Annotated in this window: 18 protein-coding genes; 15 read left to right on the top strand and 3 right to left on the bottom strand. The window is 34.8% G+C overall.

Annotated features, from left to right (window positions below; all coding sequences use genetic code 11):
- Nucleotides 1-161 precede the first annotated feature (161 nt).
- Both G4D63_RS13375 and G4D63_RS13370 read left to right on the top strand, forming a co-directional pair.
- Nucleotides 162-887, top strand: a complete 726-nt coding sequence (locus G4D63_RS13375; protein WP_163180152.1) for a CBS domain-containing protein — start codon at nucleotides 162-164, stop codon at nucleotides 885-887.
- 22 nt (nucleotides 888-909) lie between these two features.
- Nucleotides 910-1,680 carry a sporulation protein gene (locus G4D63_RS13370; protein ID WP_163180151.1) on the top strand — a complete coding sequence of 257 codons (771 nt, stop codon included), beginning with the start codon at nucleotides 910-912 and terminating at the stop codon, nucleotides 1,678-1,680.
- A gap of 98 nt (nucleotides 1,681-1,778) precedes the next feature.
- Here the strand turns inward: G4D63_RS13370 and G4D63_RS13365 are convergent, their stop codons facing one another.
- A complete protein-coding gene (locus G4D63_RS13365) occupies nucleotides 1,779-2,117 on the bottom strand; it encodes a hypothetical protein (protein ID WP_163180150.1) in 339 nt (112 codons plus the stop codon).
- A gap of 197 nt (nucleotides 2,118-2,314) precedes the next feature.
- Here G4D63_RS13365 and G4D63_RS13360 point away from each other — a divergent pair, with 197 nt between their 5' ends.
- The 12 genes from G4D63_RS13360 (at nucleotide 2,315) to G4D63_RS13305 (ending at nucleotide 13,612) form a co-directional block, all read left to right on the top strand.
- Nucleotides 2,315-2,509 (top strand): hypothetical protein, encoded by a 195-nt coding sequence (locus G4D63_RS13360; protein WP_163180149.1) that lies wholly within the window; start codon nucleotides 2,315-2,317, stop codon nucleotides 2,507-2,509.
- Nucleotides 2,510-2,533: 24 nt separating this feature from the next.
- Nucleotides 2,534-2,782 (top strand): OsmC family protein, encoded by a 249-nt coding sequence (locus G4D63_RS13355; RefSeq protein WP_163180297.1) that lies wholly within the window; start codon nucleotides 2,534-2,536, stop codon nucleotides 2,780-2,782.
- A gap of 364 nt (nucleotides 2,783-3,146) precedes the next feature.
- Nucleotides 3,147-3,344 carry a hypothetical protein gene (locus G4D63_RS13350; protein WP_163180148.1) on the top strand — a complete coding sequence of 66 codons (198 nt, stop codon included), beginning with the start codon at nucleotides 3,147-3,149 and terminating at the stop codon, nucleotides 3,342-3,344.
- An 85-nt stretch (nucleotides 3,345-3,429) separates the two neighbouring features.
- Nucleotides 3,430-5,931 carry a helicase-related protein gene (locus G4D63_RS13345; protein WP_205603857.1) on the top strand — a complete coding sequence of 834 codons (2,502 nt, stop codon included), beginning with the start codon at nucleotides 3,430-3,432 and terminating at the stop codon, nucleotides 5,929-5,931.
- 60 nt (nucleotides 5,932-5,991) lie between these two features.
- The gene (gene dacB, locus G4D63_RS13340; RefSeq protein WP_163180146.1) at nucleotides 5,992-7,428 is read left to right on the top strand and encodes a D-alanyl-D-alanine carboxypeptidase/D-alanyl-D-alanine endopeptidase; all 1,437 of its coding nucleotides are present in this window, start codon (nucleotides 5,992-5,994) and stop codon (nucleotides 7,426-7,428) included.
- Nucleotides 7,429-7,500: 72 nt separating this feature from the next.
- Nucleotides 7,501-8,097: a polysaccharide deacetylase family protein gene (locus tag G4D63_RS13335; RefSeq protein ID WP_338023954.1), complete on the top strand. Its 597-nt coding sequence runs from the start codon at nucleotides 7,501-7,503 to the stop codon at nucleotides 8,095-8,097.
- 15 nt (nucleotides 8,098-8,112) lie between these two features.
- A complete protein-coding gene (locus G4D63_RS13330) occupies nucleotides 8,113-8,403 on the top strand; it encodes a putative quinol monooxygenase (protein ID WP_163180145.1) in 291 nt (96 codons plus the stop codon).
- Nucleotides 8,404-8,589: 186 nt separating this feature from the next.
- Nucleotides 8,590-9,015 (top strand): ATP-binding protein, encoded by a 426-nt coding sequence (locus G4D63_RS13325; protein WP_163180144.1) that lies wholly within the window; start codon nucleotides 8,590-8,592, stop codon nucleotides 9,013-9,015.
- On the top strand, nucleotides 9,005-10,465 hold the full coding sequence (locus tag G4D63_RS13320) for a PAS domain-containing protein (protein ID WP_163180143.1): 1,461 nt from the start codon (nucleotides 9,005-9,007) through the stop codon (nucleotides 10,463-10,465). Before G4D63_RS13325 ends, G4D63_RS13320 begins: the two co-directional genes overlap by 11 nt.
- 121 nt (nucleotides 10,466-10,586) lie before the next feature.
- Nucleotides 10,587-10,925 (top strand): STAS domain-containing protein, encoded by a 339-nt coding sequence (locus G4D63_RS13315; protein ID WP_163180142.1) that lies wholly within the window; start codon nucleotides 10,587-10,589, stop codon nucleotides 10,923-10,925.
- A gap of 29 nt (nucleotides 10,926-10,954) precedes the next feature.
- Nucleotides 10,955-12,604, top strand: a complete 1,650-nt coding sequence (locus G4D63_RS22100) for a response regulator transcription factor (RefSeq protein WP_275580298.1) — start codon at nucleotides 10,955-10,957, stop codon at nucleotides 12,602-12,604.
- 90 nt (nucleotides 12,605-12,694) lie between these two features.
- Entirely contained in the window at nucleotides 12,695-13,612 is a 918-nt protein-coding gene (locus tag G4D63_RS13305; protein WP_163180141.1) for a YncE family protein, read from the top strand.
- 436 nt (nucleotides 13,613-14,048) lie between these two features.
- On the opposite strand, the gene G4D63_RS13300 is transcribed toward G4D63_RS13305, so the two are convergent.
- Both G4D63_RS13300 and G4D63_RS13295 read right to left on the bottom strand, forming a co-directional pair.
- Entirely contained in the window at nucleotides 14,049-15,062 is a 1,014-nt protein-coding gene (locus tag G4D63_RS13300; protein ID WP_163180140.1) for an LLM class flavin-dependent oxidoreductase, read from the bottom strand.
- A 444-nt stretch (nucleotides 15,063-15,506) separates the two neighbouring features.
- Complete coding sequence (locus G4D63_RS13295) at nucleotides 15,507-16,502, bottom strand: DoxX family membrane protein (protein WP_163180294.1); 996 nt, start codon at nucleotides 16,500-16,502, stop codon at nucleotides 15,507-15,509.
- 415 nt (nucleotides 16,503-16,917) lie between these two features.
- Here G4D63_RS13295 and G4D63_RS13290 point away from each other — a divergent pair, with 415 nt between their 5' ends.
- Nucleotides 16,918-17,358: an ACT domain-containing protein gene (locus tag G4D63_RS13290; protein WP_163180139.1), complete on the top strand. Its 441-nt coding sequence runs from the start codon at nucleotides 16,918-16,920 to the stop codon at nucleotides 17,356-17,358.
- Nucleotides 17,359-17,369 lie beyond the last annotated feature (11 nt).

Raw genomic sequence — 17,369 nt, 5'->3', positions numbered from 1 at the left:
TACTCCTAATTTTTTTTATATGTTTCACTTGGAGAACATTTTTTATGCCGGAATTAGATTATTTTTGTAAATAGATTAGAAATAGAAAATAAGATGGCAGTGACCCCTATCAGTTTTGTATAATAGTGGTAGTAGGTGATGCGTAATGGGGGAATGTAAGAATGCTCACATCAAGTAAAGACATAAAAAATGCTGAACGTTTCGAAGTCGCATTCAATCAAATACACGAGGCCTTGAAACGAATAGTAAAAATAAAGGATGACCGATTTACTGTCCTAGTAAGAGTCGGATCTAAGCATCATCAGATTATTGATACATATAAAGAAGATTTAGAGCAATATGCAAAGCTTAGAAACTCGCTAGTCCATGATAAGGTTGAAATTGGTTATTATATTGCAGAGCCTCATACGAATATTGTGGAACATATAGAGAAAATTGCAACCATTTTCAAAAGACCTAATCATGCCTTATCTATTGCTACAAAGAACGTGATCTTCTTTCAGGAAGAAGATCATATTCAGAAGGTGATTCAAGGAATTAAAAGATTTTCGTATTCTCAATATCCAATCTACAGGGGAAAACGATGTATTGGTTTATTGACTACCGAATCGATTGTTAAATGGATGGCTACAAATATAGCTGATAGTAAGGTAGAACTAACAAATATTCTGGTTAGCGACATCATGCAATATGAAAAAGCCCATCCCATTTCATTTGTTCCTAAATCTATTAACATATTCGAAATAGAAGAGCTATTTGAGGAAGCCCATAAAACAAGATCAACGTTAGAAGCAGTAATTATTACGGAAAATGGCCAACCTGATCAGGTACCACTCGGTATCATTACAGCATGGGATTTAATAGAAATTGATTATACAATAGACTAAAACGTGAGAGTGAGGAATTTAAATGTCGTTCTTTAACAAAGTGTTAGCAAGTGTTGGAATCGGAGCAGCTAAAGTAGATACTATATTACCAAAGGGATCATACGTAATTGGTGAAAAGATTAACGGTGTTGTTGAAATTAAAGGTGGAAATGTAGAACAGCCAATTGATGAAATATATCTATCATTATTAACACAATACACCAAAAAATCAGATGATAAAGAATACGTACAGACGGCAGTTATAGCTAAGTATAGAGTGTCAGAAAAACACATAATTGCTCCGAATGAGAAAAAAGAAATTCCATTTTCTATCGCACTACCACTAAGTGCACCTTTATCACAAGGAAAAACAAGAGTTTGGATACAGACCGGTCTTGATATTAAAAATGCTATTGATCCAACGGATAAAGACTTTATTGAGGTTTTGCCTTTACCAGTTATGAAAGCAGTCATTAGCTCTGTACAAGAGCTAGGATTTAGAACCCGTGAAATTGAGTGCCAAGAAGCTCCTAGATACTTAAGAGGTGTTCAATCATTTGTTCAGGAATTTGAGTTTGTACCAGTAAGTGGAGCATACAGAGGTAAACTAGATGAACTGGAAATAGTATTTGTTGTAAAATCTGAATCTGAGGTTGATTTGTATCTCCAAATTGATCGCAAAGCAAGAGGATTAGGTGGATTTCTATCTGAAGCCTTGGAAATGGATGAACGAAATGTTAAGGTTACTGTCTCACAAGCTGATCTTTCTTCGATGACTAGAAAATTAGATGAAGTAATTAGACGTTACTCATAAACAAACACAGAACAATAAGCATAAGCGCCTAGGTAGTCCTGACAAGTAAATGTAAATAACAACAAAAGCTCATCCATTGGATGAGCTTTTTTGGTGAATTAGCTTTGATCTTTTTTAGGCTCAAAATTTAATTCAGATTCAAAACCAGCAAGTTCTTCACCAAACTCTACATTCGCTAGGTTAATCTTAGGTTCAAACCTCGACGCGATTGTATCTTTAGTCTGTTCTTGCACTTTTTGAAACATATCCTTTGTTGAGTTCATAAGTTGAGAACCAGTTGATCTTTTGGTGACCATCCCTATAACAGTTCCGATAAGGATAAAGCCTACAATTGACCACCCAGAGCGTTGGTTTCTTCTTTTAGTAAATATATTAAGCCAATCATTTGCTTTGTTGCTATTTGCAACTAGAGACATGATCGAATTTAGCATGTTCATTTTTATCTCATCCTCCTTTATAAAGGTGTTGAATTCTCTATTAGCTTGCAAGGAAACTCGTTTATTTATGTAGGTAATAGATGACAAATTAAGTAATTAGAAGGGATTAAGTCCTTCCTTGTAGAAAAATTATGCAGAGGAAAGTTTATTACTTTCACAAAACGAGTTAGAAAAATGAAGCGGGAGGAGAATTTATTTTGGCTAAGCCCATTGAATTAACAACCATCACAATAACTCAAGAGAAACCACCACACCGTTTAGCGTACATCGGGAAGTTCGAGCAACCTGTTGATTATGGTGTTCATGGAGGAGTACAGGAGTTTTATGGTTACAAACCAGAAACTGAGCTACCGTCGACATTGGATCATATCGTTGCTGCAGCTGGTGGCTGACTTACTGGCACATTATCAGGCGCGCTGGCAGCGCGTAAAATTCCCCCATATCCAAATAAGTTAAAAACCTCGGTTGTAGGAACAATAGAAGCACCAGAGGGTGTGTTAAAAATAACAGAAATACAGTGTCATTATGAACTCAAGGTTCCAATTGGTAAAAGAGATGCTGCTGAAAGAGCCTTACAGGTTTTTGAAGCAGGCTGTCCTGTTGCTCAAACTCTTAAGGGATGTGTAAAGTTTAAACATACGTGGACTATTGAGGAGTATGAATAACCAGGTTTTTCCGTAACCGATCTTTTATAGGTATGAATGATTAGCCGAGTTTGGATAATTTAGAGTTTTAGAAAGGCCTCGTTTATGAAAACGAAGCCTTTTTAACATTCTTGGATCATCCTTTACTGTAACTTGGCGATAACCATGTTTTCTAATTTAACGAGATATTTGTGTATATAATAATACAAAGATTTCTAATATAGAGATCATTATTTTTCATTTGATTTTTTTATCTCTTAAAAAGTCGATGTTGAATCAAAACTTATAAAAAGCTAGGAAAGCATATGGTTTTCCACTATAATAACATTCATGTAGCAACTTGCTAGCACTTTGATATAGCAGGAATAGAAGGGAAGACTAATTAATGAGTAACGAAGAAAGAATTCAATTGAATGTAAGGATTACTAATGAAACCTCTAAAAAGTTAGATGAAATTGTTGAGTATTACCAACAAAATCTGAAGCTTGGAAGAATATACAAAGGTGATGTTCTAACAGATATTATTGAGAAGTCATATGAGGTAATGAATAAGCAAAAAAACTTACAATCGAATAAACGATAAAAATTTACTTTTTGTTAAAAGATATCTCTAACAGGACACGATATATCAAATAATCTTAAAGCTAGGAGTTAGGCCAGTGACAATCATGAAGTCTCTATATGATAGAGCCGTTCAGCAGACGAAAGAGAAGGTATATGAAGATATTGATCGCTATTTAGAAACGTCTGAAACCATTTCGTCATTTAATAACTATATAAATCAACGTGAAGAAGTCATTCTTCAATTATGGACCAATGTGTGGTTAAATAAGGTTTCAAGTCATGCTTCTCTAAAAGAGAAAAAAGAATACTTAACGATTGAAAAGCAATTTGATATAGAGAACTTAAGTAGAAAACAAATTAATACTCTATTTCGCTCTGAAATCAAAAACTTCAAAACTTTTGATGTGATTTCATGGTTGGACCAATTGTTCTCTAATAGTTCAGATTGGGAAAGGCGATATCATCATGTGCGAAACGCTTTCCTAAGGAGAGAGCAAAAGCGAAAAGTATTTGAAGTTCAAACTAATATTAGGCTGATGCTTCATAAGGAGTTAAACAAACTATTAGGTACACACTACATAGGGCTCTATGTACATGTAAGGTATTTTATTGCTAGGCAAATCAAAATGGAAATAACTAAATCTGGTTACTTGTTGGATCCGCCATACACTACTTTTCAAGAATATCTATATGATGCAATGAATATTGTTGCTGAGGAGAATCCGTATCAATTTTATAAGGATGATCTAGAAGAAAAGTATGAATCAGTGGTTTACGATTATATTGTAAGCAATGCCCCTGCTTATATTTTACCTGTTTTATCTCAAGAAATTAAAAGTTTATATCAGACACACTTTGGAGTGGAACTGTCTGATTCGATTCTTAAGAATTTTTTTGCTGAGTCATTATATACCCTTAGTATTGAAATGTTTAATGAGTTATTAGAAGAGTTCGTTGTCGATTTATTAAAACTTGAAAAAGTTCCATTTGACACTAAGACACATAGAGAAATACTAATGGAAGATTTAGAAGAGCGGAAAGCGAAAATCAAAAGACACCAAGAGGAAATTCAGCGTCAAAAAGAAGAAGAGGCAAAAATGCTTCAAGATATTTTTGGCCATGTTTATAATTCTTCTATTAAGCCTGATATCAAGTTCATCATGCATGTCGGTGAAACAAATACAGGAAAGACTTTCAAAGCCCTCCAAAGAATGATGTCAGCAGATAGTGGTTTATATCTAGCTCCATTAAGACTACTAGCACTTGAGGTTTATGACAAACTAAATGTAGAAGGTGTTAGCTGCTCATTAAAAACAGGAGAAGAAGAAAAAATCATAAATGGTGCAAGGCATATATCTAGTACAGTTGAAATGTTTCATGAGAAAGCTTTTTACGAGGTCATTGTAATTGATGAATCGCAAATGATTGCAGATAAGGACCGTGGATTCTCATGGTTCAAAGCTATAACTAAAGCTAATGCGAAAGAGGTTCATATAATAGGTAGCTATAGTATGAAAGAAATGATTGTACAAATATTAGGTGATTCTGATCTTACTATACATGAGTATGTTCGTGATACACCTTTGAAGGTAGAGGAGCAAGAGTTTAAGTTAAAACATGCTAAAAAAGGGGATGCCCTCGTTTGTTTTTCAAGGAGACGTGTACTTGAAACTGCCTCTCAGCTCCAAAAAGATGGTAAAAAAGTAAGTATGATCTATGGAAGTATGCCTCCTGAAACGAGAAGGAAGCAAATACAATTATTTATAGACGGAGAAAATAGCATTATTGTGGCAACTGATGCGATTGGCATGGGACTCAATTTACCGATTCGCCGTATTGTATTTTTAGAAAATGAAAAATTTGATGGAACGATTAGGAGAAGACTTACTTCTCAGGAAGTAAAACAAATTGCTGGTCGAGCTGGTCGAAAGGGTTTATATAATGTTGGTAGAGTTGCATTCTCCCATGAAATTAAGTTAATGACAAGTCTACTTAATCAGGTTGATGAACCTATCCAAATGTTTGCAATTGCCCCTACTTCAGAAGTGTTTGAACGTTTTCAAAAGTATTCACGTAGTTTAGATGACTTTTTCTATCTGTGGGATACTTATGAGAGTCCAGAAGGAACAAAAAAAGCCTCTTTAGTAGAGGAACGCGATCTTTTTGACATGATACGAGGAACGATGATTGAGGCTAGATTACCTTTACACGATTTATATAGTTTCTTACATTTACCGTTTTCTTCTTATGAACCAATTTTAGCTAAGCAATGGCGAGATAAATTAACATCAATAGTAGAAGGTACAGAATTACCTGAGCCCATTATTAAGACAGATCACTTAGAAGAATTAGAGCTGTCGTACAAGGCGGTTGGACTTCATCTTCTCTTTTTATACCGCTTAGATAGACGGACGGAAACATCCTACTGGGAGAAAGTTAGAGCTGAGATTAGCGAAAGAATTCATGACATTCTAAAAACAGACATCCATATTAAACAGCGTAAATGTAGAAGGTGTGGTGACGATCTACCCTCTAAGTTTTCTTTTCAAATTTGCGATAAGTGTCACCATAGACGTTATGTCCACCACCCCAGAGTAAGGTCATAAATTCCCTCTGAAAGGAGAGTCCTTAAAATTATTATTGTTAGAATCTTACTATCCCTATTAATGGTAGTCAGTTCCGGTTCAGAGTTTACTCATTCTGTCGGCTATGCTCAACATCATAATGAACTAACCGTGTCACAGCAAATTGAGCAATTGTTAGAAACCGAATCAGCATTCACTGGTGCTATCGCGGGCATAAGCGTTAGATCCTCTTCAACAGGTGAGCTAATATATCATCATAATGGGGATATTAGGCTAAGACCCGCATCTAATCTTAAGCTAGTAACTGCCGCGGTTGCATTATCAACGTTAGGTGAACAACATCAGTTTAATACGGAGTTAGCTACTAATGGAAATGTGAATAGTGGAGTACTAGATGGAAACCTTTATGTTGTGGGTAAAGGGGATCCGACACTATTAATAAGTGATCTGGAGAAAATGATTAAGGAACTTAAGAATCAAGGAATTACTAAAATTCAAGGTGACCTTATCGGAGATGATAGTTGGTTTGATGATGTGAGGTTATCCAAAGATTTGCCTTGGAGCGATGAGACAACCTATTACGGTGCTCAAATTTCTGCTCTTACACTTTCGCCGGATGAAGATTATGATTCAGGCACTGTGATTGTGGAGATAAAACCTTCGGAAAAAATAGGAGAACCTCCAACTGTTAACATACTTCCTAAAAATACTTACTTAACCATAGAAAATAAAGCAAAAACAACAAAAAGTGATCAACCAAAGAATCTAGAGATATTCAGAAAACATGGAGAAAATACGATTGTTATAACAGGTGAAATTCCTCAAAATGGTGTAAGATTAAAGAAATGGATCTCTGTTTGGGAACCTACCCTATTAGTCACCCATATGGTAAAAGAGGTACTGAATAAAAATGGAATTACGTTAACGGGGAATGTGAAGGCAGGTAAAACACCAGAACAAGTAACTGTTCTAACTACCCATTCTTCTATGGTCCTATCACAACTGCTAATTCCTTTCTTGAAATTGAGTAATAATGGACATGGTGAGGTTTTGGTAAAGGAAATGGGCAGAGTAGTGAAAGATGAAGGAAGCTGGGAAAAAGGGCTTGAAGTCGTAGAGCAGCAATTAGCACGGTGGGAATTAAATCCATCTGCTATGGTGTTAAGAGATGGATCAGGGATTTCACATGTTAACTTAATTTCTGCGAATGAATTATCGAAGCTTTTATATCATGTTCAGGATGAGGAGTGGTATGATAGTTTCTTAAATGCCTTACCAATAGCAAGCTCTAGTGACCGTCTGTTAGCGGGAACGTTAATTCATAGATTAGATAATATATCGGATAAGGCGCTTGTTAGAGCCAAAACGGGGACCCTCACGACTGTAAGTTCACTTTCCGGATACATTCATACGGAAAATGGAGACAGCGTTGTATTTAGCATACTTTTAAATAACTTGATTGATGAGGACGAAGGTAAAAAATTGGAAGATAAGATAGTGGAAGTACTAACGAAATAATTAAAGAAAATGAACATCATGCGGGAGAGAAATTAAATGATTAATAATCCATGAGTAGTAAAGGAAGAGATCGTGTACGATCTGGGAGATAATAGGTGGTTAACTAATCTAAACCAATTAAAGCCTGTTGGTAAAAAAGTGATGCTCAGTTTTGATGATGGGCCAGGAAGACAATTACCTTATATACTTGATACGTTAAAGGAAAAAAAGGTAAGAGCTCTATTCTTTTGGCAATCAAGGCTACTCTATAGTAATCGACCATGGAAACGGGTTCTATCAGAAGGACATAAAATTGGTTCTCATGCCAACAACCATACAAATCTTATTACTTTATCTAAGGAACAGCAGCTTAAACATATTAAATATAGTGTTGAAAAGCTTGAGCAAGTAACTGGAGAAAAAGTGAAATATTTTAGACCGCCGTATGGACAATACAATGAAGATACTATGTCGATTATTCAAGACCTCCAGCTAACACCTGTTATGTGGGATATAACGTCCTATGATTGGGACCACAAGGTAAATCCTTCTTGCATAAAGACGAATGTTACTAGCCATATACGAGAAGGCTCCATTATCTTGCTACATGAATTGTCCCAAACAGCTGCTATACTACCAGAATTAATTGATGAAATTAGAAAACAAGGATTTGAGCTAGATTTATTATAAGAGGAGTGGGAATTGATGATCGTTATTCATGCACATATTTTAGTGAAATCTGAGCACCGAGAAGGGTTTTTAAAGGAAGTAGCCAATTTAGTAAAGGAATCTCAAGCTGAGCAGGGGAATATAAGCTATCAGCTATATGAGGATACTTCTCAGGCTAATAAGTTTGTTATGTTAGAAGAATGGAAAGATGCGGATGCTGTAACGTTTCATTTTAATACACCGCATTTTAAAGATTTTGGTAAGATGGCGCAGAATTATTTCCAAGAGGCACCTCGTGTAGCAAAGTATGAAGTAACAAATGCTTAAAAAAGTCCAAAGCTGAACTTGAGTGGTTTCTCAGGTTCAGTTTTTTTATCGTTAAGAAAAATTATAAAGATACTACAAAATCAAGACCACTGTTGTAAGGGTAAGGGTATGATTGCTACACACATATTTAAAAGGTGTAGTGAGATAATAAAGAAAAAAGTAAATTAGGAATCTAAGGTGATTTCAGTGGAAGTATTATATAGCTTTTCAACTTACTCCGAATTTCAAGAAAAACTGGACGAGGTAGAACAGTACCTTGATCGATACGCTAAGAATAAAAAAAAATATGCTATGTTTTCAATAATTGAAGCGGTTAATAATGTATTTGAACATGCTAATAAGGCTGAGACAGATCTGTGTATTACCCTTACTCTTATCTTTACAAAAAACCAACTCATCATCGAAAGTACTCATAATGGAGAGGAATTTAATTATAAGAAGAAGCTAGAGAAGATAGGAGACCCGGATATATATTTTCAAAATCACCTGACTGCCTTAAGGGGGAGAGGAATTGCGATTATGAAAAAATGTGCTGATAACCTCCAGTATTTTGATAATGGAAGAAGAATTACATTAACCTTTCAGTTGCTTGGTGATGAAAATGGAATTTAATCTTTCAAACTTTTTTGAGGATATGATTGATTATTCTCCAGATCTAATTATGCTCTTTAATACGAAGGGTGAATATATTTATGTAAATGAGACCACGGAAGTCGTTTTTGGGATTCCAAAAGAAGAATACTTGGGTAAACATTTTTCTGAAGTTAATAAACTAACAGAAGATTCCCTTCAATATTGTCTAGCAATTTTCCCGGACCTTGTTAAAGGTAATACAAAAGTAATCAAATTAAATGCTCTTAATTATAAGGAAGAAGAGATTACCTTAAGTGTAAATTGTAAAATGATTACCAAGGATGGAATTTCATATCTATACACAATTTTTCGGGATATAACAAAGGAATATGTGTTTGAAAAGGATAGAGGAGAGTTATTAGAATTTCACCAATTATTAGGAAAAACATTGGATCAGCTTGGAATCGGTATTGTCATAACGGATCCAAATCAAGAAGATCATCCTATCATCTATGCTAATAAAGGATTCAAGAAAATGACGGGTTATAAAGAAAAGGAATTCTTAGGAAGAAACTGTAGATTTCTTCAAGGCTCAAAATCAGATCAAGAAGTTATAAAAAGAATTAGAGAAAAAATTGATAACCAAATGATTGTTCATGAAGAAATACTCAATTACAGAAAAGATCAGTCTAGTTTTTGGAATGAAATAACGCTTAGTCCTGTCATGTCTAGAAAAGGAAAACTAGAATATTATATAGGGTTTCAGAGAGATATAACAGAAAGAAAGAAAATGGAGATCGAGTTAAAAAAAGATTTAGCACTAGCTAGAAATTTGCAACAACTTTTACTAAGTAATCCCATAAAAAGAAAAGATATAGAAATTGTCGGATACTATAGGCCTTCACAAGAGCTTGGCGGAGATTTTTATAAATGGGTTAATATAAAGGATGGTTTATACGCAGTCTTTATCATTGATGTAATGGGACATGGTATTACATCTTCTCTGATTACCATGCTATTGCATACTGAGATTCAGTCAATGTTGAAGAATAAAGTCTATGCCCCAGATGAATTGTTTTTTCAATTAAACAAGAACATACAGGGGATGTTTTCGGATGAATCTGATTTTGATCTCACAAAATATTATTTCACATGTGTCTATCTTTTTATTGATATTAATAAAAAAAGAATTGATTACGTGAACGCTGGACACCCTGATTTCATACTGAAGAAAAATAACCACATTAATTTCTATCCTTCAACAACCATACCAGTGGGCTTGTTAGAGGAAGTTTCTTTTGAAACACATACAATCCACTATGAATCAGGAACGGACATTCTCTTATATACGGATGGTTTAATGGATAGTCCCATCAAAACTAAGCATGATATTGCAGAAGCATTTGTTAAGGAAGATCCAAGTCAGCTGGTAAGTGGACCTAACATACCAGGCGATGATATATGTCTAGTCCATTTGAAGTTGAGATAAGGACTTAGATAGTGAGTCTTGTATCGTAACAAAATCAACAATATGTTTGAACTACTTAGAAGCGTGATATAATATCAGAATATACTTTTGTTGTGAATTAAAGAAGAAAAGGGTGCCAGAAATGTTAATAATCCAGAAGGGTTTTTTACATATACTAAAAATTGAAGAAGAAATGACGATTAAGAATAATGAGCAGTTCAAGCTATATATGACGAGGCTATTAACGGAGGCTGGACGATTTTTAATTTTAGAGCTTGATCAAGTGAGTTATTTAAATAGTTCTGCACTCGGAATCATTGCTGACACGGCTATGAAAGCCAGAAAGAGTGAACAAGAGCTTGTGATTGCAGGTGTTAAGCCACCGATAGATGAGATATTTAAAATCGTTAAATTCGAGACCTTCATGAGGTTGTTTTCTAACATAGAAGAAGCAGAAAATTATTTTAGTAAAATAGAATAACCGCTTCGTACTTGGAAGGGTGCTTTGAGATGAACAATGTGAGAGAGATAATAGAAGCATATTCAGACTACATGAAACTACCGCTGTTTTTAATTAGTGAGGACGGTATTGTTGATTTTGAAGTAAATATGGAATCGATGAGCAGACAAATCGTAGAGTCATCTCAAATTATAGATGACTTAATCTCCGTTGGTAGACTTATTAGGAATCCGACAATCATTACACCAACAAATGAAGATTATGCAGGCCTTACATTCATTCTTTCACCTCCTTTTAAGCATATTAATAAGGGTTCTTATATATTGGGAGGACCATTTTCGGAAGATCTTCAAGAGCTACCTATTATAGATTCTGTGCAGCTTCCTTTAGTAAACGGGGAACAAAAACTATCAATTTTTAGGAAGATGCGTTCTTTAACAACTGTTATAAATTCTCTTTATGATAAAGAGAACAATCATTCCGAGTTTGTAAATGTATTTAATTTCCTCCGTGATTTTAAATATGAACTGGAAAAGCATGAAGACTTCGTAAATTCTTTACTAAAAGAGCTAACAAAGACATCAATGATTGATTTCATGGGTGTGGCTGCTAAAAATAATGATGACGTCTTTGTTATTAAACATGCAGTTGGCGAGACTTCGGAGAAACTAATAGGTCAAGTATTTCATATTGGGGAAGGAATACTTGGTCAGGCTGTGGCAATTGAAAAGGAAATGAAGTTGAATAACATTTCGGACTCCCCTAGGTTTTCCTTTTTCCATAAACACGGTATAATGCCCGTTCACTTTTTCAGTGTACCTGTAGCTGAAAATGGGATTATTGAAGAGTTATATTTTGGAGGCACTCATGATGACCATGAAACGAACGGGGAACTATTCGACTTTATTAAATTTATTGTATTATTCATAAATGAGAAACAGAAAAATAGTAGAGCATTAAAAAACTCGGCATTAGAAGAGAAAAGGTTTGATGGATTTCTCGATCTATTAACAATATATTTACAATCTCAGCATTCAAAAAATGTTGTGTATAAAATCTTGGATTTTTGTAAGCTGATCCATACTGAGCAGACTAGTTGCTTCACATTTAAGAATGGGGAACTAATTAGCCTAGTTAAACCAAGTGAGGAGTTGCTCCATCAGCATTCAGAGTTCATTACACACAATCACTCGTATCCACGAAGGAATTCTATTAAAAACCTAACATTTGCACATTACCCGTTTTCTTTCAATGATCATTCTAGCGGGGTCTTAACAATTATGTTATCTAATCTTGAGGAGAAAGAGGTAATGGGTCTACTAGTTCCTCTTGATTTACTGATGGGCATAAAAAAAGCTGAAACAATTACAACACCTCAAACAGATACAGAACTTCTAAAAGATTCCAAGACCAACCATATAGACCCAGACCTTAATACAAAACGTAATATTGGTTTAGAAGAAATTCAAAATATGATCGATATAAATAGTGTCATTAGTGAGCTACCACTAACAACAAGAGAGAAGGAAATACTCCATTTGATTCTTGAAGGCTTGAACAATCAAGAAGTAGGTAGTTATTTAAATATTAGTGTTCATACGGTTAAAAATCATATTACTAATATTTATAAAAAGCTGAACGTTACGGACCGAGTCCAGGCTATGACTAAGATCTACCGAATAAAATACGGGGATGAGTAGGCTCCTTAGAAATAGAAGGCAATCTTATATGTTGCTATTTAATTTTAATCAAGTTTATGATAAATCTATCATGAACTAAAGGAGAATCTTATGGCAGAATATTTAATTGTCTTGAATAAAGACGAAGATACCATTTCAGTAATTGATGTTGACACTAAGAAAATCATAAAGACAATTGAAACGGACTACAATCCACATGAGGTCGTGATTTCATTAGATCAGAAAAAGACATATGTGGCATGTTCACTAGGTAATAAAATTAATGTGATCGATAATGACTCGTTTGAAATTACAAAGGTTATTGAACATCCAGATTTTAATTTCCCACATGGATTAGGACTCACAAAGGACGGGAAAAAGTTATATCTCGCGTCTACATATAGCGAAAAAATATTTATCATTGATACAGAAACAGACGAAATCACAAACATGTTTCCAACATATCAAAAATACTCACATATGATTTCTTTTTCCCCTGATGGCGAAAAAGTTTTTGTCCCTAATATAGGGAGTGATAATATTACAGTAATTGATGTAAAAAGAGAAGAAGTGATTACTCATTTTCCAGTCGGTAAAGGTCCAGAGGGTGTAGCAGTACATCCTAATAACCGTGACCTTTACGTTGCGAATCAGGATGATCATACTCTATATGTAATCGATCTTGAAACATATTCAGTGTCTCACAAAAGGAAAATCGGCGCTATACCTGTAAGATTAGTATTTTCACAAGATGGTAAGTATGCTTTAATTCCAAACCGGGAATCAGGTGATTTATCGATTATTGATACTCAGCATAAACTTAAGGATATGGTTAGACCATGGGAAATCAAAAGAATTAGAGTTGGAGTTTGGCCAGGCGGTGTTGTGTTAAATCCGGAAGGTACTTTAGCTTATGTGGCTAATAACAAAACGAATGATATCTCTATTATTGATATGAACGAGTTAGAAGTAATAGGACGTATCAAAGCGGGAATTCATCCTGATGGAATTGCTTATCTTGTAAAGTAAATAATGTGAAAAGGAGCAGATCTTTTATGTCTGCTCCTTTTCATGTTATTTGGTATAAATGGTGTTCACAAGAAAATTAGTCTTATTCGCAAGAAAACTAGTGGGACCCGCAAGTAAACAGCTCTATATCGCAAATACAAGTTCTGTTCACAAGAAAATTAGTCTTATTCGCAAGTAAACCAGTGGGACCCGCAAGTAAACAGCTCTATATCGCAAATACAAGTTCTGTTCACAAGAAAATTAGTCTTTTCGCAAGTAAACCAATGGGACCCGCAAGTAAACAGCTCTATATCGCAAATACAAGTTCTGTTCACAAGAAAATTTGTCTTATTTACAAGAAACCCAGTGCGACCTGCAAGTAAATAGTTCAAAAACGCAAATATATTGCAATTCAAAAGAAAAGTTTAAGTTTTTAGTATTATTCTTATACGATATTTTACTGTTCCCTTGCAATTTCTGACACAATCTCATATGAACGTAATCTTGCTTCATGATCATAAATCATTGAGTTGACCATTACTTCATTTGCTTGTGTTTTTTCTAAGAATGCTTGAAGTTTACTTTTTACTGTATCAGCGTTTCCGACCATTGAAGAGTCGAGTCGTTCTTGAATCGCAATTCTTTCATTATCACTACAAAGTTCATTGATATTGTCCACTGGAGGTGGAAGTTGGCTCGGTTTATTTCGTATTAAGTTTAAAAAGGATTGCTGCATGGAGGTTGCCAGTCTTAGGGCTTCTTGATTGGAATCCGCGGCAACAACGTTAACTCCTACCATCGCATAAGGCTCATCTAACACAGCTGAAGGCTTAAAGTAGCTACGATAAAGATTAAGTGCTCCAACCGTATTTTGAGGTGCAAAATGACTTGCGAACGCGAACGGTAAACCAAGTTGACCTGCTAACTGTGCACTATAACCACTTGATCCAAGTAACCATATTGGAATTGTTAATCCCTCACCAGGAATTGCTCTAACATGCATGCTTTCACTGGATAGTGATGGGTCAAAATAGGCTTGAAGTTCCGCCAACAGTTCAGGAAACTCTTGACCGTTTCTCATCGGATCACGTCTAAGTGCTTGAAGGGTTAGTTGGTCTGTCCCAGGGGCCCTTCCTAAACCAAGATCGATTCTTCCAGGAAACAGGGATTCTAGCGTTCCAAACTGCTCTGCTATAACAAGAGGAGCATGGTTTGGAAGCATAATCCCACCTGATCCCACTCGAATTTTCGAAGTTCCTGAAGCTACATGACCAATAACCACAGAAGTTGCGGAGCTAGCTATTCCAGGCATATTATGATGTTCGGCAAGCCAAAAACGAGTGTACCCCCAGTTCTCAGCATTTCTAGCAAGATCAAGTGTATTTCTTAATGATTCGGAGGGAGTGCTGCCTTGGACGATAGGTGATAAATCTAATACAGAAATAGGTATATTGTCCAGTCGTAGTGTCATATTTACCAGCTTCTTTCTATTATGATCTAGAGTAAAAAAGGTTCTTTATATATAGTATCAGTTATTTTTTTTGTATTACACTAATTAAGCTTCAAACGTAGAACGGAATATCAAAGTTTTTAAGGTTGACTAAACAGAATCTGCCCTAGTTGCATGTGTTGTAGTTACGCAATCATGTTTGATTTTCACGCAATAATCTTTTGCATTTATGCAATTATGGTGATAGTTCACGCAATAAGTATTTGGATTCACACGATTATGTGGAAATCCCATACAAAAGCCGTAAATGTCTATGTTTAAACAACTAATCAAACTTTAAGTAGCTAAAAAAGCTGCCACAAGGGCAGCTTTTCTTAGTTGGTTCTGCTAAAAAACTGTGTTAAATGTCGATGGTATTGCTTTTTTAAGTGGAGAAACATGTTGCACGTATATAGTGTCACTTACTTAAGCAAAACGATAATAAATTAACACAAACGTGGAAAGAACAAATATAAAGTTTAAAAATACAAATATCATTTGATCTAACTTTGTTTTATGCATTTTGAATGGAGGATTGTAGAAGGAGACTCCTTCAATGATAAAGATAATTAAAATAACGTGAATCATAAAGTGTCCAATGATCTCAGTTATTCCAAACAGCATAGTGGTTAACACAAAAATAATTGTCACTACAAGTGCTAATAGACGATTTAATATACCTACTACTAATAAGTATCCAACTATAAATTCTACGAATGCAGCTAGAACAATGAATATCTCAGGTTCGAAGCCGAATGTTGGGACGCCATGGTTCATTACGATGTCTAGTGACATTGAAGGATACACCCATTTTTCTACTGCAACCCAGCATAGAGACAATCCTGTGCCAAGGTATAAAAATGGAAATCCGATTGATTCGTACTTGGTATGACCTACTAATAGTACACCAATAATGGCGACATAAAACCCATAATCTAACATGTGGAAAATGCCAATCCTAATAGTCATATGAATAAATAAACCTAGGAGTACAACTGCACCGATTTTAGTGAAAAAATGGTGTGGTATTAACAGTAAGGCGATGGCAACCCAAACGAAAATTAATACAAATGTTTCTTGTATTAAAAATTCAGGAGCGAAAACTGTGCCGTTTGTAACCTGAATAATTAATGCGAGGGCAGTGCCGTATTTTAAGAAGTATCGTGAGTATCTTCTTAAGTTTGATAATTTTTCATTAAGAAGTTTTGAAAACTCTAAGTTCATCACATACGGTAAAACTTGGGGGAGAATGGCTAAAATAATTGCAGCTAGTAGAGAAATAGTTAGAAATAAGGGAGATAGAATATTTTCAATACTAGCTTTAACAGGGGCAACTTCCGTAAACCATTTAACATGAGCATTTGCAATTATAGGAGTTATTGCTGATATAACAATAAAAAATAACATAAAACGATATTGCATTTTCAATTTCTATACACTTCCTTATAAAAAAAATCAGTCATGAACGTTTTTTTAGTATGCTTCTTCATCTATATCATAATCCGCGTACAGTCAAGATTTATGGCTATAGGTTCTTATCGAAAAACTGTATCAAATATAGATCTGTCACTAGACCCTATTTATATAAATAGAACATTCACCATTCTATAAGTTAAATTGCTACTTCCCCCTTTTGTTAGAGGCTAAACTTTCCCCGTAGTTTTTGTTTTTCATGAAGCATAGAAACAAAACTTAAGCATAGCAACAAAGAAAGCGTTATCAACAAATCCCCGCTAAAAATGATCCTATTTTATATTATAAAAAAGGTTGTAAATCCTTTTTTTGTATTTTATAATGTCCATATCACATAAACAAATGTTCATATCAGGAGGACTTAATGAACAAAGAGAAATTTTATCTTATTCATAGTGACATCTTACCAGAGTCAATTTACAAGACAATTGAGGCTAAAAAACTATTTGAATCTGGTGAAGTAGAAACAATCAATCAGGCGGTTGAAAGGGTAGGTCTAAGCAGGAGTGCCTATTATAAATACAAGGATAAAATCTTTCCGTTTAATGCTGCTACATATCAACAAATCGTAACCATTTCGTTTACTTTGGAGCACAAATCTGGAGTCTTATCACAGGTACTTCGATTCGTTGCTGATAATGGCGGAAATGTATTAACCATCAATCAGAGTATTCCTTTGCAAGGTATTGCGAACGTTGTCCTTTCGGTAGATACTGCTGTACTTATTATTTCTACATCAGAATTTGTAGATGAGTTACAGAAAATTGATGGGGTAAAAAGGGTAGTCGTTGTAGGACAAGGCTAAAATTCAAATGT

The organism is Bacillus mesophilus, assembly GCF_011008845.1.
In the GTDB taxonomy this organism is placed as follows: domain Bacteria; phylum Bacillota; class Bacilli; order Bacillales; family SA4; genus Bacillus_BS; species Bacillus_BS mesophilus.
This window is presented reverse-complemented; position numbering and strand designations above follow the sequence as displayed.

Bases quoted from the DNA above. Each gene is read 5' to 3' on its own strand.
- G4D63_RS13305 (WP_163180141.1), top strand. From the start codon at position 12,695: ATGGCAGAATATTTAATTGTCTTGAATAAAGACGAAGATACCATTTCA.
- G4D63_RS22100 (WP_275580298.1), top strand. From the start codon at position 10,955: ATGAACAATGTGAGAGAGATAATAGAAGCATATTCAGACTACATGAAA.
- G4D63_RS13375 (WP_163180152.1), top strand. From the start codon at position 162: ATGCTCACATCAAGTAAAGACATAAAAAATGCTGAACGTTTCGAAGTC.
- G4D63_RS13290 (WP_163180139.1), top strand. From the start codon at position 16,918: ATGAACAAAGAGAAATTTTATCTTATTCATAGTGACATCTTACCAGAG.
- G4D63_RS13295 (WP_163180294.1), bottom strand. From the start codon at position 16,502: ATGCAATATCGTTTTATGTTATTTTTTATTGTTATATCAGCAATAACT.
- dacB (WP_163180146.1), top strand. From the start codon at position 5,992: ATGGTAGTCAGTTCCGGTTCAGAGTTTACTCATTCTGTCGGCTATGCT.
- G4D63_RS13345 (WP_205603857.1), top strand. From the start codon at position 3,430: ATGAAGTCTCTATATGATAGAGCCGTTCAGCAGACGAAAGAGAAGGTA.
- G4D63_RS13365 (WP_163180150.1), bottom strand. From the start codon at position 2,117: ATGAACATGCTAAATTCGATCATGTCTCTAGTTGCAAATAGCAACAAA.
- G4D63_RS13370 (WP_163180151.1), top strand. From the start codon at position 910: ATGTCGTTCTTTAACAAAGTGTTAGCAAGTGTTGGAATCGGAGCAGCT.
- G4D63_RS13330 (WP_163180145.1), top strand. From the start codon at position 8,113: ATGATCGTTATTCATGCACATATTTTAGTGAAATCTGAGCACCGAGAA.
- G4D63_RS13350 (WP_163180148.1), top strand. From the start codon at position 3,147: ATGAGTAACGAAGAAAGAATTCAATTGAATGTAAGGATTACTAATGAA.
- G4D63_RS13300 (WP_163180140.1), bottom strand. From the start codon at position 15,062: ATGACACTACGACTGGACAATATACCTATTTCTGTATTAGATTTATCA.
- G4D63_RS13320 (WP_163180143.1), top strand. From the start codon at position 9,005: ATGGAATTTAATCTTTCAAACTTTTTTGAGGATATGATTGATTATTCT.
- G4D63_RS13315 (WP_163180142.1), top strand. From the start codon at position 10,587: ATGTTAATAATCCAGAAGGGTTTTTTACATATACTAAAAATTGAAGAA.